This is a genomic window from Actinoalloteichus fjordicus, assembly GCF_001941625.1.
GTDB classification, from domain to species: domain Bacteria; phylum Actinomycetota; class Actinomycetes; order Mycobacteriales; family Pseudonocardiaceae; genus Actinoalloteichus_A; species Actinoalloteichus_A fjordicus.
Map to the genome: position 1 here is coordinate 3,361,935 of NZ_CP016076.1, position 25,253 is coordinate 3,387,187.

Below are 25,253 nucleotides of genomic sequence, written 5' to 3' on the forward strand. Positions count from 1 at the left end.
TCAGCGAGCGTAATGAGCCAGTTCCGGGGGTACCGGCGTCGACACACCTCCGTCCGCCGATCGGGTGTTTCCGGTGTGCCAGAACAGGTAGGTGCCGTCGTCGGTGGTGTCGGCGTCGGCGAGGAGTCGGGCGAGAGCCTTGGCCCCGTAGCACTCGTCGACGGCGATGCCTGCCGTGTCGTGGAGCAGGCGGGCGGCGTGTTCGGACCGGGGGTCGGGCCGACCGTAGGGCGCGGCGGAGTGGCCGTCGACGTGTCGGAGGTGTTCTGGTCGGACGGCGTGCTCCTCGGCGCCGATCAGGGCGGCCGTCTCTCTGGCGCGGCCCAGCAGGCCTGCTCCGGTGACGGAGGGGTCGCCGACGACGTCGACGGCGGTCACCTCGAACGGCATCTCGGCGGTGGCCAGTCCGGTGGCCAGTCCGGCGGCGATGCCTGCGGCGGTGAGGGTGGAGGCGGCAGGCAGGTAGACCCGCAGCGGGGTGGGCAGGGCCAGTGCGCGGGCCTGGTCGGCGAGTTCTCGGCCTGCCAGGGCGTGAGCGATTCCGGCGACGGGGGCTGCGCCGCCGAAGGGGATGACGAAGGGGCGTTCGCCTCGGTCGAGGAGTTCGTCGACGGCGGCCTGGTGGCGTGGGCGGGACGGGTGCACCGACACCCCGGTGGGCACGGGGTGCAGGCGGGCGCCCGCGTTCAGTGCCAGTTGCAGGTTCCGGCGTACGAGCGGGCCGGGTTCCTGGGGCAGGACCAGTGCGGTGACGGCGAGGCCGAGTCGGGCGGCGTGCAGGGCGGTGGCGGCGATGTGGTTGGAGCCGACGGTTCCTGCGGTGAGCACGGTGGTGGCGTCGGCCTGCGTGGCGGCGCCGAGGACGAACTCCAGTGCCCTGGTCTTGCAGCCGCCGAAGATCGACGAGTTCTCGTCGTCGCGTTTGAGGTGGATTCGGCGGCGGCACAGCCCTGCGAGCGGTTGGATGCGGGTCGGTGTGGTGGTCAGTGCGACGCGGGGCGGTGCGGCGGGCTCGGTCAAGCCGAGTCTCCGGCGGCCTGGCGCAGCGCCTCGCGCAGGCTGCGGGGTCGCATGTCGGTCCAGTGTTCGTCGATCCAGTCCAGGCACTGCTGTTTCGGGCCTCGGGTGCCGACGGTGTGCCAGCCTGCCGGGACGTCTCGGTCGGCGGGCCAGATCGAGTACTGCTCCTCGTCATTGATCACGACGTCGAATTCGGCGGATTTTTCATTGTCTCCCAGCACTTGAAATACCTCCACGCAGTTTTTTGGGGACATGTTAGCGAGGGGTCTTTTCATTTCGTTATCGTTGCCAGGGGCTTCTTTTGGTGGTTATTCTCGCGGCGTGGTGATCACCCGGGGGGCGGAGCGTTTCGGATTTCCCCGGATGCGGGGACTGGGCAGGTTGGCGATCACGGCGGGTGTGGACAGTCTCGGCAGTGGTCTGTTTCTTCCGTTCACCATTCCGTACTTCCTGGCCGTCACCGATCTGGGGCTGGTGGCCGTCGGTGCGGCGTTGTCGGTGGCCGCGCTCGCGGGGGTGCCTGCCGGTGTGCTGACGGGTCCGTTGGTGGACCGGTTCGGTGCGACTGCGGTGATCGTCGGCTGCAACGTGCTGCGGTGTGTCGGCTTCCTGTCCTATCTGTGGGTGGACACGCCGTGGCAGTTGATGCTGGCGGCGGCGATGATCTACTGGGCCGACGGGGCGTGGCTGCCTGCGCAGGGGACGATGGTGGTGGCCCTGGTGGGGCTGGAGCAGCAGCCGCGTTGGTTCGCGTTGATCCGGTCCACGCGCAATGCGGCGCTGGGGTTGGGCGGGATCGTCGCGGCGTCGGTGGTCGGGTTCGGTGACATCGGTTATCACGCGTTGGCGGTGTCCAATGCGGTCAGTTATGTGCTCGTGGCGGTGCTCATCGGCACCTGGCCGAAGGCGCGAGCGTTGGCGGGCAGGCGGGCGGCGGTGGCGCGGCCGAGGGCGACCGGCGGCTACCGGCGGGTCCTGCGGGATCGGCCGTTCATGCTGCTGGTGGTGGCCAACGGGTTCTTCGTGGTCGCGGTGTACGCGATCATCCTGTTGGTGCCCGCCTATGTCGGGTTGACGTTGCCGGGGTATGCGTGGCTGCCGGGGGCGTTGTACACGGTCAACACGGTGCTGGTGGTGGTGGCGCAGCCGCCGGTGGTCCGGTGGACCGAGAAGCGGGCCGAGACGGGGGTGCTGCGGCTGGCGGCGGTGGTGTGGGCGTTGGCGTTCGTCGTGTTGGCGACCTCGGCGTTGTTGCCGCCGCTGCCTGCGCTGGTGGCGTTGTTCCTGGGTGTGGTGGTGTTCACGGTGGCGGAGTTGTTGTTCGCACCGACCAGTTCCGCGTTCGCCGCGCGGTTGGCTCCGCCGGACATGCGGGGCCGGTATCTCGGGGTGCATCAGATGTCCTGGGGGATGGCCATGGTGGTGGCTCCGGTGTTGTTCACCGGTCTGTTGGCGCAGGGGACGGTGTGGCCGTGGCCGGTGCTCGTCGGCTGTTGCGCGGTGGCGTGGCTGGCGGTGGGCGGGGCGCGGGCCTCGCGGGTGGCTGCGGCGGCGGCGCGGGTGTGAGCGGTGTGTGTCAGGTGCCTGCTTGGCGGGCGTGGTCGGTGATGAACTCGGCGAGGCGGTCCAGCCCGAGGTCGATCTCGTCGGGGGTGAGCAGGCTGACCGACAGGCGCAGGTGCGGCATCGCGGTGCCGTCGCCGTAGAAGTGGTGCATCGGGGTCCACAGCACGCGGTGCTCGCGGGCGGAGCGCTCCAGCAGTGCGTCGTCCACGGGGAAGGGCACGGTCACGACGATGAAGAAGCCGCCTGCGGGGCTGTTCCAGCGCACGCCCAGCCGGTGTGCGTCGGGGAGTCGGGCGGCGAGGCCGTCGAGGACCTGTTCGCGGTTGCGGCGGTAGACCTCGATCTCGCGGGTGTTGGCCTTGACGAGGCTGTGTCCGTGTTCCAGGAGCAGGCCGCCGATCACGGCCTGGGCGATCGGCGGGGTGTTGACGGTGATCATGCTCTTGAGTCGGGAGAGCTGGTCGGCCAGTGGGATGGTGCGTCCGTCGCCGACGTCAACGGGCTGGTCGGCGACGGCGTAGCCGATGCGGGCGCCGGGGAATCCGGTCTTGGCGTAGGAGCCGAGGGACACCACGCGGTCGCCGCCGAGGGCCTTCAGTGTGGGTGGGCGGTCGTCGGTGGAGCCGAACAGGCGGTAGGGGTTGTCCTCGAGGATCAGGAGGTCTTCGTCGGCGGCCACGCGCAGCAGTTCCGAGCGGAGTCGGCGGTCGAGGGTGGCGCCGGAGGGGTTGGCGAAGTCGGGGACCACGTAGAGGGCTCTGGGGCGCAGGCCTGCGGCGCGGGCGCGGCGCGCGGCGGCCGTGAGGTCGTCGAGGTCCACGCCTGCGGGGCCGTCGCGTACGGGGAGCACTGGCATCTCGACGAGGCGGGCGGCCCCGGTGATGCCGACGTACACCGGGGACACGGCCAGCAGGACGTCGTGTGGGTCGGCGCGCAGGGCGCGCAGGACGAGCAGCATGGCCTCCTGCGCGCCGACGGTGACCACGATGGACTCCGGGTCGACGTGGACTGCCTCGTCCTCGGCCAGGTTGCGGGCGATCAGGTCGTGGATGATGCCCTTGGTGCGGCCGTACTGGAACAGTGTTCGGCGTGCTCCTGCGGCGTCCATTCCCTGGTCCTCGACGAGGTGTCGGTGGAAGGTGCGCAGGTATCGGTGCAGGTCCTCGACGTCGAAGAACTCCTCGTAGGGCCGTCCCGGGGCGAAGGACACGGCTTCCGGGTAGCGGTGGGCGACCTCGTTGAGGAACTCCATGGCGGCCAGCACCGGGTCGGCCAGCGAGCCGTGCAGGTCGGTCAGGCGCAGCGGGTCCATCGGCGTTCCCCTCCGGGCGGGCACGGCGTCGGGGTCTGGTGTTCGGGTGCGGCTAGCGGGGCGTCTTGGCCAGTTCTGCCTCGACCGCCGCGTAGAGGGCCTTGATGTTGCCGGTGCCGAAGGTGCGTGCGCCTGCTCGTTCGATCACTTCGAGGAAGAAGGTGCCTCGGGGGTGCGTGGACCGGGCGAAGATCTGGTAGAGCTTACCGCCCTGGTCCTCGTCGACGAGGATGTCCAGTTCGCCGAGTTCGGCCACGGAGTAGCGGGTGAGTTCGATGCGGTCGGCGAGGGCGTCGTAGTAGGCGCCGGGGGTGGTGAGGAAGTCGACGCCTCGGTCGCGCAGGGCGCGGATGGAGCCGGTGATGTCGTCGGTGATCAGCGCGATGTGCTGCACTCCTGCGCCGCCGTGGTTCTTGATGAAGTCGTCGATCTGGCCGGGGCTGCGGGAGGTGTCGGGCTCGATGAGGGTGAGGGTGACGGCGCTGGAGGCGCTCTGCACGACCTGGGAGTTCATCGACTGTGCGCCGACGACGATCTTCTCTTCGAAGATCATCGTGAAGTCGAGGACGTCTTCGTAGAATTTCACGGTGTCCGTCAGCTGTCCTGGTTCGAGGCAGACGGCGAAGTGGTCGAGGCCGTGGACGCCGGTCTCGGCGGGCGGCGCGTCCTCGGTCGTGGGTGCGGCGGTGGTGGGGCGCTGCACGAAGGTGTGGACGACGTCGCCGAAGCCCATGATGGCGGCGACGACCGCGTCGCCGTCCTCGGCGGGTGCGGCCACCGGGCGGGCTCCTCTGCGTACGGCTTCGGCGAACGCGGCCCGCGCGTCGGGGACGCCCAGGGCGATGTCGGCGACGCCGTCGCCGTGGACCCTGACGTAGGCGGCTGCGGGGTGGTCCCCGGTCACGGCCTCGGTGAACACCAGGCTGATGCCGCCTGCGCCGCCCACGGTGACCGAGCGCACCGTGGTGTCCTCGGTGGTGTCGAGCACGGCCAGGCCGTACTTGTCGGCGAGTTCCGCCGCGGCCTGGTGCGCGTCGCCGACGTGGAACACCACGTGGTCGACGGTCATGTCCTGGAACGCGCCGCCTGCCTGTGCCGCCATTGCCAACCCCTCCAGTCGGGAAATCCATGCTCACGCGAGCAGTATTTATAGCGGGCGGTTTTATCATTCGGTTTTTCGTCGGCGGTCGCGGTCGATAAGGAACTGATAATCGGTGTTCCTAGCCTGGACCGACTATGGCGGACAGCAGGCGGGACTGGGAGTGCGGGACCCGAGTCGAGAACGGTCCGGGCCGGTTATGGCGGCTGATCGCCGCGGCGTCGACTGCGGGCGGCGATCGGGTGGCCGTCGTGTGCGGGCGGCGCCGCCTGTCCTATGCGGAGCTGACTGCCCGGTCTGCGGCGCTCGCGCGTCGACTGCGGGCGGTCGGGGTCGGCCCGGAGCGGCCGGTGGCGGTGCTGGTCGAGGACGGCCTGGACCGGGTGGTGGCCTGTCTGGCGGTCTTCCGGGCTGGTGGTGTCTACCTTCCCCTCGATCCGGGGTGGCCTGCGGGCAGGCGGGCGGCGGTGCTGGCCGATGCGCGTCCGGTGGTGACCGTCAGCTCCGCCGGGGTGTTCGAGGAGGTCGCCGGGCCGGTCCTGTCCGTCGACGGCGAGGCCGAGGGGACCGGCGGAGTCGAGGCGGGCGACGGGGTGTCCGGGGCGGTGGGGTGGCCGGACCCGGTGCCGGGGCTGGCCGCGTATCTGACGTACACCTCCGGTTCGACCGGCAGGCCCAAGGGTGTGCTGCTCACCCATGGTGCGTTGGCGAATCGGATGCTGTGGTGGCAGGACGTCTATCCGCTGTTCTCGCAGGACGTGGTGTTGGCGACGGCGTCGCCGGGTTTCGACATCGCGGTGTGGGAGCTGCTCGCCGGGCTGGTGGTCGGGGCGCGGTTGGTGATCGCCGAGCATCGGCGGCACGGGATCGTGCCGTATCTCCCGGAGTTGATGGCCGCCGAGGGGGTCACTGTCGCGCATCTGGTGCCGTCGGTGCTGGACGAGCTGGTGGCGGGCTCGGCTGACGGTGAGCGGCTGGGTCTGCGGCTGACGGTGTGCGGCGGGGAGCGGGTGCCGCCGTCGTTGCGGGATCGGTTGCTGGCCCGTTCGGACACTCGGCTGGTGCACGCCTACGGGCCGACGGAGGCCACGATCACGGTGGTGCACGACGAGGCCGGGGCCGGTGCGGCGGCGGATCGGCTGCCGTTGGGCAGGCCGATGCATAACTGTGCGGTGGCCGTCGTGGATGCCGACGGCCTGCGGGTTCCGGTGGGGGTGGCCGGGGAGCTGCTGGTGGGCGGCGTCCCGTTGGCGCGCGGGTATCTGGGCGGGGCGGCGGCCACGGCGGTCCGGTTCCTGCCGGACTGGCTCGGGCTGGACCCGGCGGGCGGCGGGCGGGTGTATCGCACCGGGGATCGGGTGCGGTGGCTGGCCGACGGTCGGCTCGAGTTCCTGGGGCGGGTGGACGAGGAGTTCAAGGTTCGCGGGCATCGGGTGGACCCGGCCGAGGTCGAGTCCCTGCTGCATCGGCATCCGGCGGTCGGCCGGGCGGTCGTGCGGCAGGTGGACGGCCGGGTCGTGGCCTACCTCCAGGGCAGCGGCGGCGCGGAGCCCGCCGGGCTGCGGGCCCATCTGGTCGACGTGCTGCCCGAGGCGGTGATCCCCACGCGGTGGGTGTTCGTGGAGCGGTTCCCGACGACGTCGACGGGCAAGATCGATCACGCGGCCCTGCCCGCTGCGTCGGCGGGCGTGGGCGTGCCGACCGACGAGGCAGGCACCGAGGTCGAGCGGGAGCTGGCCGCGTTGTGGTCGGGCCTGCTCGGGGTGGACTCGGTGGGGGTCGCCGACGACTTCTTCGCGTTGGGCGGGCATTCGCTGATCGCCGCGCGGATCGTGGCGGCGGTGTGGCGTGGGCGGCGGGTGCGGTTGTCGATGGCCGACGTGCTGGCGGCCAGGACCGTGGCGGTCTTGGCCCGTCGCGTGGTGGAGCTGTCGGCCGGGCAGGCCGGGGCCGGGCCGTCGGTCGCCGAGACGGGCGAGCAGGCCGGGGCGGCGGCTGCCGTGCCCGCCGAGCTGCCGTTGTCGCCGGGTCAGGCGCGGATCTTGTTCGAGGAGGAGTTCCTCGGCGGCCCCGGCCTGTTCACCGTGTCCGTTCCGACGCGATGGCGGGGGCCGGTGAGCGAGGCGGCGCTGCGTGCGGCGTTGGACGGCCTGGTGCGGCGACATCCGGTGCTGCGCAGCGTGCCCTCGGTCGACGACGGTCCGCCTCGACTGTCGGTGGCCGACGCCGCATCGGTGCCGTTCCGCGTCGAGGACCTGCGCCCGCTCGATGCGGCGGCGCGCGAGCGGCGGGTGGCGGCGGCCACCGACGAGGCGATGGCCGAGCCGTTCGACCTGCGCAGGCCGCCGTTGCTGCGGGCGAGGCTGCTGCGACTGGCCGAGGAGGAGCACCTGTTCCTGCTCGTGCTGCATCACATCGTCATCGATCGCTGGTCGATGCGGGTGGTGGCCGAGGAGCTGCGGGAGTTGTACGCCGCCGCTCTCGACGGCCGGGCGCCCCAGCTCGCCGCGCCCGCGAATCCGGCGGTGCTGACCAGCGTCGACGCCTCAGCCCGCGCAGAGCGGGACCTGGCGTACTGGCGGCGCAGCCTCGACGGTGCGGTGTGGGACGTCGATCTTACGGTGGGGCCGCGTCGCCGCGTGGACCACGGGCACCGGGCCGGGCGGGTGGTGCGGGTGCTGTCGCCCGAGCAGACCGCCGCGCTGAGTGCGGTGTGCGCCGCGCGCGGCGTGACGCCGTTCATGGTCCTGCTGGCGGCGTTCCAGGTGCTGCTGCACCGGTTCTCCGACGCGCAGGACGTGGTGGTGGCGGCGCCGATGGCCGACCGGGATCTGCCGGGCGCCGAGGCGGTGGTGACCATGCTGGTGAACACCGTTCCGCTGCGGGTCGATCTGCGGGGTGCGCCGCGTTTCGGCGAGGTGCTGGAGCAGTGTCGTGCGGCGGTGCCCGCGGCGTATGCGCATCAGGCGGTGCCGGTGGAGCGGTTGGCCGGTGCGCTGGGCAGGCGGCGTGACGCCGGGCATCACCCGTTGATGCGGCACATGGTGGTGTGGGAGGACTCGCTCGGCACGGCGGTGGAGCTGCCGGGGGTGGTGGCGGAGCCGCTGCGCCCGCCGTCGCGTCTCACGGCCTTCGACCTGACGCTGATCGCGCGCGCCCTGCCCGACGGCGTCGACCTGGAGTTGGAGTTCAACCACGACGTGCTCGACGGTCCGGCCGCCGAGGTGTTGGCCGACGGGTTCACGGCGTTGCTGGCCGACGTCCTCGCCGACCCCGACCTGCGGATCGGTGCGGCGCGGCTGACCACCGTGGCGGCGGCGCCGGTCCTGGCGGGGCCTGTCGAGCCGCCCGCGACCGACGTGCCGGGGCTGTTGCGTGCGGTCGCCGGCCGCACCCCGGGCGCGGCGGCCGTGGTGGACGGGTCGACGGTGGTGGACTACGCGGAGTTGGTGCGGCACGCCGACGTGGTGGCGGCGCGGATCGGCGCGGCGGGCGGCCGTCGTGGGGACGTGGTCGGGGTGTGTCTGCCTCGGTCGGTCGACCTGGTGGCGGCGCTGTCGGGGGTGTTGGCGGCGGGGTGCGCGTTCCTGCCGTTGTCGCCGGATGATCCGGATGATCGGCTGCGCGGGCAGCTGGCGATCAGCGGCGCGCGGCTGGTGGTGAGCGCCGACGTCGACCGGTTCGCTCGGCTGGGCGTCGTGGCCGTGGACCCCGGTTCGGCCGGTGATCCGGGTGGACCGGGGCCTGCGCCGCAGCCTGCCGAGGCCGCCTACGTCCTCTTCACCTCCGGGTCGACTGGTGAGCCCAAGGGTGTCGTGGTGGAGCATCGTGCGTTGGCTGATCACGTGCGGTGGGCGGTGCGCGAGTACGGGCTCTCCCCCGCCGATCGGGTCTTGCAGTTCTGCGCGGTCACCTTCGACGTGCTGGTGGAGGAGGTGTTCCCCACCCTGGTCGCGGGTGCGACGGTGGTGTTGCGCGACGAGGCGTCGGCCGGGTCGGTGCAGGCGTTGCTGCAGCGGTGCGCGCGGCACGGGGTGACGGTGGCGAATCTGCCCACCGGCTATTGGGAACGACTCGTCGACGCCCTGAACGACGAGGGCGGGCTGGTGCTGCCGTCGTCGCTGCGGCTGATGGTGATCGGCGGGCAGCAGGTCGAGCCCGACGCGGTGGCGCACTGGCACCGACGTGCGGGCGGGGTGCGGCTGGTGAACGCCTACGGGCCGACCGAGGTCACGATCGGCGCCACCGCCGCGGATCTGGTGCCCGGCGGCGGGACGCCGATCGGGGTGCCGACGGCGAACACGCGGGCCTACCTGTTGGACCGGTATCTGATGCCGGTGCCGGACGGGGTGGTGGCGGAGCTGTATCTCGCGGGCGCGGGGTTGGCGCGGGGCTACGCGCGCCGCGGTGGGTTGACCGCCGAGCGGTTTCTGCCGGACCCGTTCGTCGGGGACGGGCAGCGGATGTATCGCACCGGCGACCTGGCGCGACGCGACGGCGGGGCGCTGCACTTCGTGAGTCGCACCGACCGGCAGGTCAAGCTGCGCGGCTTCCGGATCGAGCTGGACGAGGTGGAGACCGTCCTGGCCGGGCATCCCTCGGTGGTCGAGTCGGCGGTGGTGGTGCGCGGGGACGTCCTCATCGCGCACGTGGCCGCACCGGCCGGGGTGGAGTCGGCGGCGGTGCGGGCGTATGCGGCGGGCGTGCTGCCTGCGTTCATGGTTCCTGCGGTGGTGGCGGTGACCTCGGCGCTGCCGAGGACGGCGGCGGGCAAGATCGACCGGGCCGGGCTGGTCTCGCTCGACGTCGGCCCGGAGCCCGACGAGGGTTACCGCGAGCCGAGGACCGACCGGGAGCGGGCGGCGGCTGCGGTGTGGGCCGAGGCGTTGGGGGTGGCTCGGGTCGGGTTGGGCGACAGCTTCTTCGCCCTGGGCGGGCATTCGCTGCTGGCGATGGACCTGGTGCGGCGGATGCGCGGTCTGGGCTATCCGGAGCTGCGGATGCCGGATCTGTTCGCCAACCCCACCATCGAGGGTCTGGCGCCGTGGGCGGTCGACGAGCCCGCCACGACCGACGGCGAACCCGCCGCTGCCGCCGTCGTCGTCGACACGGCGCCGCTGTCGTGGGCGCAGCTGGCGATCTGGGCGCAGGCCACCACCGCAGGCGGCAGCACCTTCCACCTGCCGGTGGTGCTGCGGTTGTCCGGGCCGCTGTCGGTGCAGACACTGCGCGCGGCGACCGCGGCGCTGACCGACCGGCACGACCTGCTGCGCAGCGTGCTCGCCGAGGACCAGGACGGGCCGAGGTGGCGACCGGCCGGTCACACCCATGCGCTGCGCGTGCTCGACGCGGACGACGCCGACCCCGACGGGCAGCTCCGTGCTCTGATCGCCGAGCCCTTCGATCTCGCGGCCGCACCGCCCGTGCGCTGGATTCTGCTGCGGCGGGGAACGACCGAGCACGTGCTGGTGATCGTGCTGCACCACATCGCCGGGGACGGCTGGTCGGCCCGCGTCCTGGTGCGTGAGCTGGCCGAGCTGTATGCGGCCCGCGTCGAGCAGCGCCCGGCGGTGCTGCCCGCCGCCGCGAGCTTCCTGATCTCGGCTGCGGCCGACCGGGCCGCGCCGACCGACGACGCGGGGCTCGCGTTCTGGGCCGAGGCGCTGCGCGGGGCACCGGAACGCCTGGACCTGCCTGCGGCGCGGAAGCCGGACACGCCCCGCGACCCCGGCCGACACACCGTGCGCGTGCCGCTGCCCGCGTCGGCCGCCGCCGCGCTGGTCGCGTTGAGTCGACGGGAGGACACCACGCTCTTCATCACCGTGCTGGCCGGGGTGCAGGCGTGGCTGGCTCGGTGCTGCGGGCAGCCCGACGTCGTGGTGGGGACGCCGGTGGCCGACCGTGCAGACGAGGCCACGGCCGGGATGGTCGGCCCGTTGGTGTCGGTGCTGCCGATCCGGGTGGCGGTGGAGTCGGGCGGCTCGTTCACCGCGCACCTCGCGCGCACTCGTGCCGCCGTGCACGCCGCGTTCCAGCACGGCGCGGTCCCGACTCAGCAGATCGTGCGGCAGCTGGGGCGCAGCGGGCGCGGCCTCAGCCAGGTGGTGTTCGATCTCGACGACGACGCCGCCCAGGAGACCACGGCCTTCGCCGACGTCACGGCGCGGACGGTGCCGCAGACCCCGACGTTGGGGGCGTTCGACCTGGAGATCACCGCGCGCACCACGGTCGACGGGATGGACGTCGAGCTGCGTGGCGCCGCCGACCTGCTGAGTCACACCGGGATCGCCCACCTCGCCTCGGCGTTGGCGCACCTGCTCGGCGGGGTGGCCGAGCAGCCCGACGCCGCCGTGGCCGGTCTCGATCTGCTGGGCGACCGGGAACGGCACCGGCTGCTGGTGGAGCCCAACCGGCAGACCATGCCGGAGCGGCCCGCGGAGGTCCTCGGCCTCGTCACCGGCTGGGCCGTCCGCACACCGGATGCGACGGCGGTGACCACGTCGACCGGGTCGCTGACCTATCGGGAGCTCGACGCGCTGTCCGACGGGGTGGCCGCGTGGCTGCGGGAGCGTGACCTGCCGGTGGAGGGGCCGGTGGCCACCCGACTCGGGCGGTGCCTGCAGCTGCCCGCCGTCGTCCTGGGCATCTGGAAGGCGGGCGGGGTGTACGTCCCGCTGGACCCGGAACAGCCCACCGAGCGGCATCGACGAATCCTCGCCGACTGTCGGGCGCACGCGGTGATCGCCGACCAGGCCGACCCGGTCTTCGGGGACACGGCGTGCCTGGTGCTCGCCGAACTGCGCCCGGCCGACCCCGGTCCGGTGCGTCGACCCGAGCCCGACCAGCTCGCCTACGTGACCTACACGTCCGGGTCGACCGGGGCACCCAAGGGCGTGCAGTGCACTCACCGGGGACTGGCCAACCAGCTGGCGTGGTCGCGGCAGACATATCCGCTGCGGCCCGGTGACGCCGGGGCACAGGTCGCCGCCGTCGGTTTCGACATCTCGCTGTGGGAGCTGTTTCATCCGCTGGCCTGCGGCGGCAGGCTGGTGGTGCTCGACCAGGACCGGCACGGGGACGTGGCCGCGATCGCGGAGCTGGTGGCCGCCCAGCGGGTGGTCGTGCTGCATCTGGTGCCCACACTGCTGGAGCACTACCTGCGGGAGCGGCCCGCCGGGTCGCTGCGGCACGTGCTGTGCGGCGGGGAGCGCCTCTCCCCCGGCCTGCCCGCGCGGTTCGCGGCGCGGCTGCCCGCGGCGCTGCATCACACCTACGGGCCGACCGAGACCGCCATCATCGCCACGCACTGGCGCAGCCCGGGCGGGGTCGAACCCGGCCGGGTGTCGTTGGGGCGGCCGCTGCCGAATGCGCGGGTGTACGTGCTGGACGCGTTCGGGCAGCCGGTGCCTGCGGGGGTGGTCGGTGAGCTGGTGATCGGCGGCGAGGTGCTGGCTCGCGGGTACCTCGGGAATCCGGCGGCCACGGCGGACCGGTTCGTCCCGGACCCGTTCGCCGACATCCCCGGTGCCCGTGCCTACCGCACCGGCGACCTCGCCCGCTACCACCCCGAGGGCGGGCTGGAGTTCGTCGGCCGGGCGGACCGGCAGGTGAAGATCGCCGGGGTGCGGGTCGAGCCGCACGAGGTGGAGTCCGCCCTCGTCGCGACGCCGGGCGTGGCCGCGTGCGCGGTGCTGCCGTACCGGGACGACGGCGACGGCGAGGACGGCGACGGCGGCGACGGCGAGGACGGCGACGGCGGCGACGGCGAGGACGGCGACGGCGTGGTGAGTCTGGTGGGCTATCTGGTCGCCGAGGACCCGACGGCCGATGCCGATGCGCTCAGTGCGCAGGTGCGCCGGGCGCTGCGGGAGCGGCTGCCTCGCGCGATGGTGCCCGCCCACCTGGTGGTGCTGGCCGAGTTGCCGATCGGCGTCACCGGGAAACTGGACGTGGCGGCCCTGCCCGCTCCGGTCCCGGCCGCGGCCCCGGCGACCGGCGAGGTCGTCGCGCCGGGCAGCGACGTCGAGCGTGCCCTGGCCGCCATCTGGTCGCAGGTGCTGCCGGTGGCCGCCGGTCGGGCGATCGGTGTCGGCGACAACTTCTTCGACCTCGGCGGCGACTCGGTCAGCGCGATCCGGGTGGCGGCCAGGGCCCGCGCGGCCGGGCTGCGGGTGGAGCTGGGGCAGGTGCTGCGGGCGGCGACCCTGGCGGACCTGGCCGTCGCGGTGGTCCCGATCGACCCGGCCGCCGATGCCGCCGCGCCGCTGTCGGCGGCCGCCGACGGCAGGCTGTGGCTCACCCCGGCGCAGCGCCGGTTCCTGGCCGGGGCGGCCCGCGAGACCGGACACTTCAACCAGGCCGTGCTGACCGAGCCGACCGAACGGATCGACCCTGCGCGACTGCGGGCGGCGTTACGCGCGGTGGCCGCCCACCACGATGCGTTCCGACTGCGCGCGGTGTGGGACGACGGACGATGGCAGGACCACGCCGTCCTGGCGTCGGCGGCCGACGCACTGGCCACGGTGCTGGTGGCCGACGCTCCTGTCGTCGCGGCGGACGTCGAGGAGTGGGCCCGACCGGTCCACGCGGCCGTGGACGTCGAGCACGGACCGACGTTGGCCGCGCTGGTCGGCGAGCGGGCCGAGGGCGGGCAGGTGGTGTTGCTGGTCGCCCACCACCTCGCGATCGACACCGCGTCCTGGGAGACGGTGCTGTCCGATCTGGACAGCGCCTACCGGCAGGTGTCGCGGGACGTGCCGGTGGCCCTGCCCGTCCCGGTGACGCCGTTCGCGGACTTCGCCCGGGCCCAGCCCGTACTCGCCGCGCGCGTGGACACCCCCGCCCAGCGTGAGCACTGGCGGCGCGGGCTCGCCGACCTGCCTCGGCTGCCGCTGCTGCCCGTGCTGCCTGCGGCGACCGGGGAGGACGACGACACCGCGCCCGTGCTGCTTCTGCTGGGCGCGGCGGACACCGAGGCGCTGCTGGCGGCGACCGCTGCACACCGCATTCGGGTGGACGAGGTCCTGCTGGCCGGGGTGGCCCGCGTCGCCGCCCGGTGGACGGGAGACCGGCGGGTCGCGGTCCTACGGGAGACGCACGGTCGGTCGGGGCCGTCGGACTGGCCGGATCTGACCGGCACCGTCGGCTGGCTCACCGGGGTGTATCCGGTGTCGGTCGAGCTGCCTTCCGAGGATCCGCTGGCCGCGCTGCGGGCGGTGCGCGCGGCGCTGGCTGAGGTGCCCGACGGCGGGGTGGGCTACGGCCTGCTGCGCGCCGATGCCGGGCCGGAGCCGGACCTGGTGGTCAATCACCTGGGCTCCACGACGGGGCGTCCGGGTGCCGGGCTGTTCGCCCGTGCCGAGCGACAGATGATCGGCGCCTACGCCGCCGCCGAGCACGCCTCGGTGCGCGGAGTGGAGGTGATCTCGGGTCTGGACGACCGGGGCCTGTGGGTGGAGTGGCTGCACGACCCGCAGCGGTTCCCCCGCACGGCGGTGCGCGGGCTCGCCGAACAGTTGCGGATTGAGCTGATCGCGCTGGTCGCGGCCTTGGCCGGGCCGTTCGGCATTGCCGCGGTGCCCGCCGACTTCCCCGCCGTCGCCCTGCCCGCCGCCGACCTGCGGGCGGTGCTCACCGCCCGCACCGGCAGTCGCACGGTGCTGCCGCTGTCCCCGGCGCAGCAGGGCATGGTGGCCTGGCACCTCGCCCGCCCCGGCTCGGTCGCCTATCACACGCAGATCCTGTTCGAGGTCGACGGCGCGGTGGATCAGAGGGCGCTGCGCGCGGCCTGGCAGCAGGTGGTGGAGCACACCGACGTGTTCCGGGCTGCGTTTCCCAGCGCGGGCCTCGACGAGCCGGTGCAGGTGATCGGCGCGAGCCCGCCGGTGGACTGGCGCGTCCACACCGGGACCGAGGCGGATCTGGACGTCGTGCTGGCGGCCGACCGGTCCGAGCCCTTCGCCCTGGCCGAACCGGGTCCGCAGCGGTGGCACTGGATCGACGGCGGCGCCCGAGGGCGGTGGCTGTTGTGGAGCCACCACCACATCCTGCTCGACGGCTGGAGCCTGCCGCTGGTGCTCGCCGACGTCGCCGAGGCCTATGCCGCCCGGGTCGCCGGGCGCAGGTGGGTGCCGCCGCGCAGGCCCGGCTACGACGCCTACCTCGCCTGGCTGTCCACTCAGGACGAACAGGCCGGAGCGCGGTTCTGGCGGGACGCGCTGGCCTCGGCCGAGCCCACCCGTCTCGGGCGGGCAGGCGCTGTCGGCGCGACGTCCTCGGCGGCGCTGGTCACCGCCGATCTGCCGCCTGCGGCGACCCGGGCACTGACCCGCCTGGCCGAACGCAGCAGGGCCACCCTGCACTCGGTGGTGCTGGCCGCGTGGTCACTGCTGCTGCGCGGCCGCTGTGCCAGCCGGGACCTGCTGTTCGGGGTGGTGATGTCGCTGCGGCCGGAGGAGGTGCCCGGGTCGGAACGGCTCATCGGGCTGTGCCTGAACACCGTGCCGCTGCGGGTGCGCATCGACGACGACGCCGAACTGCCCGCGCTGTTCCACCAGGTGCAGCGCAGCCTGGTGGACGGCTACCAGCACGCCGCGCATCCCCTGGGCCGCATTCGAGCCTGGGCCGGGGCGTCGGACGCGTTGTTCGACTCCATCGTCGTCTTCGAGAACTACCCCGGCGACCGCACCGGAGCGGCCCTCGGCGAGCACGGCGCGCTGCGGGTGGTCCGCGCGGTGGAGAGCACCGAGTTCGCCGTGTCCCTGACGGTGCTGCCGGGCGATCGACTGACCTTCGAGCTGACCCATCAGACCGACGCGCTGACCTCGGCCGAGGCGACCGGCCTCGTCCGGCGCCTGGCCCGCCTGCTGGAGCGGATCGCCGACAGCGGCGACCCCGACGGAAGAGAGAACCCGTGACGCTGCGCGTGCGCGACCTGTTCGCCGACGACGCCGACGAGACCACCGCGCAGGTGGCCGAGTGGAACGACACCGCCCGCGACCGCCCCACCGACGTGGGCGTCCACCACCTGGTGCGGCGGCAGGCGGCCGAACACGGCGCGCGTCCTGCCGTCACCTTCGACGGGTCGACGGTGACCTACGCACAGCTGGACGCGGCGGCCGCCGCACTGGCAGGCAGGCTGATCGGGCTGGGCGTGCGGCCCGGCGACGTGGTGGCCGTCGCGATGCCCCCGTCGGCCGACCGGATCACCGCCGTGCTCGGCGTGCTCTACGCGGGCGCGGCCTACCTGCCGCTGGATCCGGAACTGCCCGCCCGGCGACTGGAGTTCCTGCTCGCCGACGCGGACGCGAGCGCGCTGATCACCGACACGGCCGCGCGGGCCGGACAGCTCCGGCACGACGGCCCGGTCCTGTCCTTCGACGCCCCCTCGCCCGACCCCGAGCCCACCGGCGCGACGACGACGGAGCAGGCGGCGTTCCCCGGCGCCGACCTGGTGGCGTACGTCATCTACACCTCCGGCTCCACCGGCCGCCCCAAGGGCGTGGCGGTGAATCACCGCAGCCTGGTCAACCGACTGCTCTGGATGCGCGACCGCTACCAGGTCGGCCCCGAGGACGTGATCCTGCACAAGACCTCCTTCAGCTTCGACGTGTCGGTGTGGGAGCAGCTGCTGCCGCTGATCAGCGGCGCCCGCCTGGTGGTCACCCCGGAGGCCACGAGACGAGACTCCGGGGCGCTGGTGACGCTCATTCGCGACGAGTCCGTGACGATGCTGCACTTCGTGCCGTCGCTGCTGCCCGCCTTCCTCGACGTGGCGGGCGTGGTCCAGGCCGCGACGCTGCGGGTGGCGATCTCCAGTGGTGAGGCACTGCCCAAGCCGATGGCGGCCGAGTTTGCGCGCACCCTCCCGCACTGCGCGCTGCACAACCTCTACGGACCCACCGAGGCCACCATCGACGTCACCCACTGGGCGGTCGACGCCGCCGACGAACGGCCGTTCGTGCCCATCGGCACCCCGATCGACAACACCTCCGTCCACGTGCTCGACGACGACCTCACGCCGCTGCCGGTCGGCTCGGAGGGCGAGCTGTGCATCGGCGGACGCGCCGTCGCCGTCGGCTACCTCGGCCGAGGGTCGTTGACGGCGGAGCGGTTCGTGCCCGATCCGTTCGGCGACCCCGGCGACCGCCTCTACCGCACCGGAGACCGGGCCCGCTTCGGGCCCGACGGCGCCGTGGAGTACCTGGGCAGGCGGGACGGACAGGTCAAGCTGCGCGGCTACCGCATCGAACTGGGCGAGATCGAGTCCGCGCTGCTGGAGTCCGACCTGGTCGGTCAGGCCGCGGTGGTGCTGCGGGGCGTCGACGGGGCCCGGCGGCTGGTCGGGTTCGTCTCCGGCCGCCCCGAGACGGCAGCCGAGCGGGAGCAGGCCGCCGCCCAGGTGCTGGCCACGGTGGCGGCCGCTCTGCCCGCGTACCAGGTGCCCGCCGAACTGGTCTGGCTGGACACCCTGCCGCTGACCACCTCGGGCAAGATCGACCGGGCGGCCCTGCCCGAGGTGACCGTGCAGCGGTCCGCTGCGGCGCCCGAGACGCCCACCGAACAGGCCATCGCGAGCCTGTGGGCCGAGTTGATCGGCGCCGGGGAACCCGGTCTGGACGACGACTTCTTCCGCTCCGGCGGCGACTCGGTGTCCAGCATGCGGCTGGCCGCTCGCGCCCAGCGCGAGGGCATCCGCCTGGAGGTCGCCACGATCTTCACCGACCGCACCGTCCGAGGCATGGCCGCCTCGGCGGACCGGGCCGCGTCGACGCCCGCCGTCGAGTCGCCGTCGGACGCGGCGGGCGCGGACGCGCTGACGGCGGGCATCGACGAGGCACAGCTGGCGTCGGTGCGCGACCGGCCCGGTGTCGTCGACGTCTACCCGCTGGCGCCCATGCAGGCCGGGATGCTGTTCCGAGGGCTGTACTGGCCCGACTCCGACGCCTACTTCAACCAGAACGTGCTGGAGCTGGTGGGCGGAGTCGACGAGGCCGCGCTGCACGAGGCGTGGCGGCGGGTCGCCGACCGGTACGAGATCCTGCGCACCGGCTTCGTCTGGGAGGAACTGGCCGAACCGCTGCAGTACGTGCGCTCCGACGTCCAGCCGCCGTGGACGACGCTGGACTGGTCGCAGGAGAGCCCCGACCGGCACGCCGAGCTGTTGGAACGGCTGTTGGCGGACGACCGCGCGGCCGGTCTGGGCCTGGACGCCTGCCCCCTGTACCGGCTCACCCTGGTGCGTCGAGGCGACCAGGGCCACTACCTACTGTGGAGTCATCACCACATCCTGCTCGACGGCTGGTGCCTGTCGCTGATCTGGGGCGACATGTTCCGCATCTACGAGGACCTCGTGCAGGGTCGGGAACCACAGCTTTCGCCGTGCAGGCCCTACCGGGACTACGTGGGCTGGATCCGGGCGAAGACCGCGCAGGGCGACGAACCGGAACGGTTCTGGCGGGAGTACCTGGCCGAGTTGTCGCCCACCCCGTTCTCCGAGGCGCCCTCGGACCGGGAGGGTCTGTTCCACACGATCGTCCACGAGTTCACCGAGTCGCTGACCGAGCTGGTCGCCGAGGCCTCCCGCCGTTACGGCGTCACCTCCAACGCGATCACCCAGGCCGCGTGGAGCATGCTGCTGGCCCTGCGATCCGGCGCCGAGGACGTCGTGCACGGCCTGACCATCGCGGGCCGCCCGCCGGAGCTGGCCGGGTCCGAGCTGATGGTCGGGCTGTTCATCAACACGATCCCGCTGCGCATCCGGCTCGACCCGGATCGGACGGTGACCGAACTGCTGGACGCCATCCACCGTGACCTCGCCATCACCTCCGCGCAGGGCCATGTCCCGTTGGCCCAGATCAAGTCGTGGGCGGGCGGCACCCGGCTCTCCGGCGGTCGGGTCTTCGACAGCCTCGTGGCCTTCGAGAACTACCCCGAGGACAACCTGCCCGGCGACGACGAGCTGAGCATCCAGGTCATCGACCTGCACGCCCAGGAGAAGACCGAATATCCCATCGGGCTGATCGTGCTCCCGCTGGAGAAGCTGGCCTTCCACTTCAACTACGACACCACGCACTTCACCGCCGCCGAGGTCGACCGGCTGATCGCGACCTTCCAGCTGCTGATGGAGCAGCTCTGCACCCGCCCGAGCGCCCGACTGCGCGAACTGGACGTCACCCCCGCCGCCGACCGGGAGCTGCTGGCGGACTGGAACTCCACCACGACGGACGAACCGGACGCGGCGACCCTGCTCGCCCTGTTCACCCGCAGCCTCGCCGCCGCCCCGCACGCCCCGGCCGTGGTGGAGGGCGACACGGTGGTGAGCTACACCGACCTGAACGCCCGCGCCGCCGCTCTGGCCGGACGTCTCGCCGAGGCCGGGGTGGCGCGCGGCGACCTGGTGGCCCTCTGCCTGCCGAGGTCGACGGCGTTCGTCACGGCCCTGCTGGCCGTCCACCGGCACGGCGCGGTGCCGGTCCTGCTCGACCCGGACCACCCGACCGCCCGACAGCACACGATCGCCGCCGACGCCGGGGTGGCCGCCGTCCTCACCAGCGGCGACCCGGCCGGGTTCGCCGCCTGGCCGGTGATCCACCCCGACGGCACGGTCACGGCACCGACCGGCCCGCCGAGCCGCACCCGAGGCGTCGCCGACCCGGACCGCGACGCCTGCCTGGTCTACACCTCCGGTTCCACCGGCACCCCCAAGGGCGTCCTGGCACCCCAGGCCGGGCTGGTCAACCGGATCGTGTGGTCCGGCACGGCGTTTCCCACCGAGCAGCCGCCACGGGTGTCGGCCACGGCGGGCACCGCGTTCGACATCGCGCTGTGGGAGGTGTTCTTCCCGCTGGCCCACGGCGGCACCGTCGTCATCGTTCCGCACGAGGTCGTGCTCGACGCGGACCGGCTCGCGGAGCTGCTGCGCGCCGAGAAGGTGTCGGTCGCCCACCTGCTGCCCACCCTCCTCGCCGCGTTCCTCGACGGCCCCGAGGCCGCGCACTGCACCGGGCTGCGCCACGTGCTCTCCGGCGGCGAGGCCGTGAGCCCCGCCCTGGTCCGGGCGTTCGCCTACTCGGGCCTGGACGCGCTCCTGCACCAGGCCTACGGCCCGGCCGAGGCCTCCATCAGCGTCACCCACCACACCTGCACGCCCGAGGACGGCCTCGGCGATCGGGTGCCGATCGGACGGCCGATCGACAACACCACCGTGCACGTGGTCGATGCGCACCTGCGGGAGGTGCCCGTCGGGTGCGTCGGTGAACTGGCGACCGCCGGGATCGCCGTGGGCGCGGGATACCTCGGCGACGCCGACCTCACCGCCCGACGATTCCCCGCCAACCCCTTCGGCGAGGGCAGGCTCTACCTCACCGGCGACCGCGCGCGATGGCGAACGGACGGGACGCTGGAGTTCCTCGGTCGAGACGACCGGCAGGTGAAGGTGCGCGGCCACCGCGTCGAACCCGCCGAGATCGACCGCACCGCCGAGGAACACCCCACCGTGCGGCACGCCGTCACGGTCGTCCACGACGGCGCACTGACCACGTTCGCCGTGCCCCGCGCCGGAGCCGCGCTCGACCCCGGTGCACTGCGCCGCCTGCTGGTCGAACGCCTGCCGGACTGGATGATCGGCGGAATCACCGTGCTCGACGCCCTGCCGGTGACCGGCAACGGCAAGGTCGACCAGCGCAGGCTGACCGAGCTCGCGGGCGCCGCGGACGCGCAAGCCGGGGCGGAGGCGTCCCGGCCGCCGACCACCGAGTTGGAACAGCTGATCGCCCGCTGCTGGGAAGAGGTGCTCGGCGTCAGCGGCATCGGCGCGCACGACGACTTCTTCGACCTCGGCGGCCACTCGCTGCTCGTGGTGCGGCTGTTGCGGGTCCTGCGCGAGAACCTGCCCGCCGGGATGCGCTGCGACGTACCCCAGATCCTTAAGGCGGGCACCGTCGCCGGGCTCGCCGAGCAGCTCCTCGGCCCGGTCGCCGGGTCGGGCTCCCAGCACGTGCACACTCTCAACCCGGACGCGACCGGCGGGGCGCTGTTCCTCGTGCATCCCGGCGAGGGCCTCGCGCTGCCCTACCACGGGCTGGCGCCACTGCTGCCCGAGTGGCGGCTGCACGTGCTCTCCGATCCCCGGTTCGGGCAGCCGGACCACCGCTTCGGCACCCTCGCCGAGATGGCCACCCGCTACGTCGAATGGGTGCGCACCCTCGAACCCGAAGGGCCGTACCACCTCGGCGGCTGGTCCTTCGGCGGCGTGGTCGCCCTGGAGATGGCCCGACAGATGCAGGCACACGGGGACGTGGTCACCGACGTCCTGCTCATCGACAGCCATAACCTCAACGCCACCGCGCCGACCGGCGATCCCCGCGAGGGCATCCGAGCGCGGCTGGTCGAGCTGGGCGTGGACGCCGACTCTCCCGAGGGCGTCGACCTCGCCGACGAACTGGAGCACAACGGCGGCCTCGCCGCCCGCTACCCGCAGCCCGCCTACCCGGACCGGGTATCGCTGCTGTCGGTCGACGCCGGCGACCGCGACGCCGCCCGCCCACACGGCTGGGATCGGGCTTTGTTCCCCGGTCTGGTCGTCACGACCGTGCCCGGCGACCACGAGCGGCTCTTCGACACCGATCACCTGCCCGACACGGCTGCCGCCGTCCGCGACGCACTGGGGGAGAACCGATGACGACCCTGCCTGCGACGAGCCTGTCGGAGACCGCCCGCCGTTCGCCTGAACGCGCGGTGGAGACCTACGTCGAGGGCAGGCCGTACGACCTGTTCTATCTGTCGTCCGCCGGACGGCGGCTGGTGGGCCGCAAGACCGAGGCCGCCTATCCCGGCCCGGATCTCGGCGACGGACCGGTCGAGCGGCTCAAGGGCTGCCTGGTCGAGCCGGGGATGCTGCTGGGCATCGTCGAACGGGAGCAGGTGGCCGAGGACCACGTCGCGGTCTTCCATCGGCCGCTGGACGAGGCGGAGAAGGCGGCGCTGTTCGCCGAGGCCGCCGCCGATCCCCTGACCGACCTGTACTACCCCTTCGCGCAGCTCGGCGACCGAGTCCGCGAGGCCGCCGCGACCGAGGAGGGCGGGTGGGAGGTCACCGAGGAGTTCGTCGCCGAACTCGACCACGCCGAGTCGGTCCTGCGGGACTACGTGCCGCAGCGACTCGCCGAGCTGGGATTCCTCGGCGGCATCGCCTACGACGCCGCCTGCTCGACGGGGGCGTTCCTGTCGGCCGTCGGCCGCCGCTTCCCCGACGTCCGCACCGTCGGTCAGGACCTCAGCGCGGCGATGGTCGAGCACGCCCGGTCTCGGGTGGACGAGGTCCACTGTGGCGACAGCATCCGCCCCGCGATCCCGGCGGGCAGCGCGGACCTGGTGGTGTGCCGCCATCTCAACGCCTTCGTCGTCGGCACCGACCAGGCCCACGACCTGTTGGCGGCGGCGGTGAGCCGCTGCCGAGACGGCGGGCTGATCGTGCTGCTCGGCCACACCCCGATCCTGATCAGCACCCAGTGGTGTGAGATGGCCGGACTGGAGGTGGTGCAGCGCTCGGCGGCCACCCCGTCCGGTCATGCGCTGTTCCAGTGCTACGTGCTGCGCAAGGGAGGGAGTCGGGATGGGTGACGAGCCGCCCGCCGACCACGCGAGCCTGCTTCCCCGCCTGGCCGCTGAGCGAGTGGTCTTACGGGCGTTCCGGCCGGCGGACGCGGCGGCGTTGGCCGCCTACCGCTCCGATCCGGCGGTGGCCCGCTACCAGGCCTGGGACACGCCCCTGTCGGAGGAGCAGGCGGCCGAGTCCATCGCGGGCCGCGCCCGCGCCGACCCGGACCAGCCGGGCTGGACGCCCTACGCCGTCGCACTCGACGGCGTCCTGATCGGCGACGTCGGTGTGAACCTGCACGACAACCGAATGCAGGCCGACATCGGGTTCACGCTCGCCTCGGCGTTCCACGGGCGCGGCTACGCCACCGAGGCGGTCGGGCGCGTCCTGGACCACCTGTTCCTGGACCGGGGGCTGCACCGGGTCTCCGCCGAGTGCGATCCCCGGAACGACGCCTCCGTGCGGCTGCTCGACCGCCTCGGCTTTCGCCGCGAAGGTCTCCGGCGAGCCAACACGTGGTTGCGCGGCGAATGGGCCGACGACCTGCTCTTCGGCCTGCTGGCTGCCGACTACCGCGCCGCGCGGGGGTGAGCGGCGAGCAGCACGGACTTGCCTGGGGGCGCCGGGCGCGGCCAGGTTCGCACCGCCGCCGCACCCGACCCGACCGCCTCAGCGCGGACCGCTCCCCCACAACGCGCCCGCCGCTGCCGCAGCGGCGACGTAGTCGGTGAAGTCGCGGGGTTCGCGGCCGAGCGCCCGGTGGACGCCGTCGGAGACGCGGGCCTCGAAGTTCTCGCGGATCGGAGTGAGGCCTGCGGCCCAGATCTCCGCCTCGGCGGCGGGCGCGCCCTGCGCGACCAGGTCGGCGATGAAGTCCTCTACCGGGATCGGGACGTAGCGGGCCTGATGGCCGGTGGCGGCGGCGATCTCGGCCAACGCCTCGGCGATGGTCAGCGGTCGAGGGCCCGACAGCTCGTAGGTCGCTCCGGTGTGGGCGTCGTCGGCGGCGGTGAGCGCCGTGACCGCGACCTCGGCGATGTCCTCGACGTCGATGAACGTCGCGGCGCCGTCGGCGGCGGGCAACCGCAGCTCGCCTTGCCGGATGGGGGTGAGGAATGGCTCGGCGCTGAAGTTCTGGGCGAACCAGCCGGGGCGCAGGATCGTCCAGTCAGTGTCCGAGTCCCGCAATGCCGCCTCGCCCGCCAGATGTCCTTCGCCTGCCAGGTTGTCGGCGCCGAAGTAGCCGGGGGTGTCGACGCCGCGAGCCGACAGCAGCACCAGTCGGGGGACGCCGAGTTCCTCCGCCCGGCGGATCAGGGCCCCGGTGCGGTTCGCGCCGTCCAGGGGGACGAGGTAGGCGGCGGTCACGCCGGTGAGCGCGGCGTCCCAGGTCGTCTCGTCGAGCCAGTCGAAGTGCGTCGTACCGGACCTCGACGCGACGCGGACGGGGATGTCGGCGGCCTCAAGCCGGGCGGTCACCCGGCGGCCGGTCTTGCCGGTGCCGCCGATGACCAGGACGGGGTCGTGTGTCATGTCCTGAGCCTGCATCGTGCGCGGCGCGTCGACCATGGGTGATGCCCTCGGCGGCATGGGTGTTCGTCTCGACGTCGAGACGACCGAGCGCCGGTCAGGCCGGACTGCCCGCCGGTTGCAGCGTGGCCGGTTCCGCGCCGCAGGCTTCGGGCGGCGAGTCGCGGCGGCCGCTGCGGTGGGAGCTGGGGGTGACGCCTCGGACGCGGGTGAAGGCCGCGCTGAAGGCGAACGGATCGGTGTAGCCCACTCGGCGGGCGACGGCGGCCACGGTCGACTCGGGTTCGGTGAGCAGGTCGGCGGCCACGGCCATCCGCCACGCGGTCAGATAGGTCAGGGGCGGTTCGCCGACCAGAGCGCTGAACCTCCTGGCGAAGGCGGCGCGGGACACGGCCGCCTCCGCCGCCATCGCGGCGACGGTCCAGGGACGGGCCGGTTCGGCATGGACGGCGCGCAGCGCGGAGCCGACCACGGGATCGCCGAGTGCGTGATACCAGGCAGGCGGATGAGTCTCCGGGCGGTCGAACCAGGCGTGGAGCGTGCAGGTGAGCAGCCAGTCCAGCAGCCGGTCGAGCACGACCTGCCTGCCCGCCCCGTGGGCGGCGACCTCGGCGGCGAGAAAGTCCAGGACGGCGTCGCACTCCTCGTCGCCGGGCACGGTCAGCACGGGCGGCAGCGCACCGGGAAGTCGCCGTCCGACGTCGGCGCTGGTGCGGTACGCGCCGACGACCAGAGTGGTGGGCCCGCCGGACTCGGGACCGCCGGGCGGCGGCGGGTTCCTCGCCCGGTGCGGACCGTCGGGGTCGGGCAGCTCGTCGACGACGCTGAACGGCGCGGGACCGAGAATGACGGCGGTGTCACCGTGGTGCAGCGGCGTCGGGTCTCCGTTGTCGGGAATGAGCCAGCCGTTGCCGTGCGCCATCGTGCAGAGGGTCAGGGGGGCACCGTCGGCGAAGCGCAGCGACCAGGGCGGAGTGAGGATCGTGCGGTGGAACAGTGCTCCGTCGGCTCGGACGCCGCGCATGAGGTCGGTCAGCGCGTCCATGCCTCGACAGTAGCCGGGCCGGTCGGTGCGGCCGACGTGATCGCTCGACAGCGGCTGAGACAGGGAGTGCCGCCCGCCCCAG

The 25,253-nt window shown here is 73.2% G+C and carries 11 protein-coding genes; 5 read left to right on the plus strand and 6 right to left on the minus strand.

The window, feature by feature from the left end:
* The gene (locus UA74_RS14900) at positions 1-1,020 is read right to left on the minus strand and encodes a 1-aminocyclopropane-1-carboxylate deaminase/D-cysteine desulfhydrase (protein WP_232237770.1); all 1,020 of its coding nucleotides are present in this window, start codon (positions 1,018-1,020) and stop codon (positions 1-3) included.
* On the minus strand, positions 1,017-1,256 hold the full coding sequence (locus UA74_RS14905; protein WP_269466416.1) for an MbtH family protein: 240 nt from the start codon (positions 1,254-1,256) through the stop codon (positions 1,017-1,019). The genes UA74_RS14900 and UA74_RS14905 overlap by 4 nt, the downstream gene beginning before the upstream one ends.
* 85 nt (positions 1,257-1,341) lie before the next feature.
* On the opposite strand from UA74_RS14905, the gene UA74_RS14910 reads away from it, so the two are divergent.
* On the plus strand, positions 1,342-2,586 hold the full coding sequence (locus UA74_RS14910) for an MFS transporter (protein WP_075740838.1): 1,245 nt from the start codon (positions 1,342-1,344) through the stop codon (positions 2,584-2,586).
* Positions 2,587-2,596: 10 nt separating this feature from the next.
* Here the strand turns inward: UA74_RS14910 and UA74_RS14915 are convergent, their stop codons facing one another.
* Positions 2,597-3,898 (minus strand): aminotransferase-like domain-containing protein, encoded by a 1,302-nt coding sequence (locus UA74_RS14915; RefSeq protein ID WP_075764577.1) that lies wholly within the window; start codon positions 3,896-3,898, stop codon positions 2,597-2,599.
* Between the two features lie 52 nt (positions 3,899-3,950).
* Complete coding sequence (gene hppD / locus UA74_RS14920) at positions 3,951-5,000, minus strand: 4-hydroxyphenylpyruvate dioxygenase (protein ID WP_075764579.1); 1,050 nt, start codon at positions 4,998-5,000, stop codon at positions 3,951-3,953.
* Positions 5,001-5,134: 134 nt separating this feature from the next.
* Here hppD and UA74_RS14925 point away from each other — a divergent pair, with 134 nt between their 5' ends.
* The 4 genes from UA74_RS14925 to UA74_RS14940 are packed head-to-tail and all read left to right on the plus strand — an operon-like array spanning position 5,135 to position 23,187.
* Positions 5,135-15,913: a non-ribosomal peptide synthetase gene (locus tag UA74_RS14925; RefSeq protein WP_075764581.1), complete on the plus strand. Its 10,779-nt coding sequence runs from the start codon at positions 5,135-5,137 to the stop codon at positions 15,911-15,913.
* Positions 15,910-21,678, plus strand: coding sequence for a non-ribosomal peptide synthetase (locus tag UA74_RS14930; protein ID WP_075764583.1), 5,769 nt, complete (start codon positions 15,910-15,912; stop codon positions 21,676-21,678). Before UA74_RS14925 ends, UA74_RS14930 begins: the two co-directional genes overlap by 4 nt.
* Entirely contained in the window at positions 21,675-22,619 is a 945-nt protein-coding gene (locus UA74_RS14935) for a class I SAM-dependent methyltransferase (protein ID WP_075740843.1), read from the plus strand. Before UA74_RS14930 ends, UA74_RS14935 begins: the two co-directional genes overlap by 4 nt.
* Positions 22,612-23,187 carry a GNAT family N-acetyltransferase gene (locus UA74_RS14940; RefSeq protein ID WP_075740844.1) on the plus strand — a complete coding sequence of 192 codons (576 nt, stop codon included), beginning with the start codon at positions 22,612-22,614 and terminating at the stop codon, positions 23,185-23,187. The genes UA74_RS14935 and UA74_RS14940 overlap by 8 nt, the downstream gene beginning before the upstream one ends.
* A gap of 78 nt (positions 23,188-23,265) precedes the next feature.
* Here UA74_RS14940 and UA74_RS14945 read toward each other — a convergent pair whose 3' ends face one another.
* Both UA74_RS14945 and UA74_RS14950 read right to left on the minus strand, forming a co-directional pair.
* Positions 23,266-24,129, minus strand: a complete 864-nt coding sequence (locus UA74_RS14945; protein WP_075766147.1) for an NAD(P)H-binding protein — start codon at positions 24,127-24,129, stop codon at positions 23,266-23,268.
* A gap of 94 nt (positions 24,130-24,223) precedes the next feature.
* Positions 24,224-25,171, minus strand: coding sequence for an AraC family transcriptional regulator (locus tag UA74_RS14950; protein WP_075740845.1), 948 nt, complete (start codon positions 25,169-25,171; stop codon positions 24,224-24,226).
* Positions 25,172-25,253: the final 82 nt, after the last annotated feature.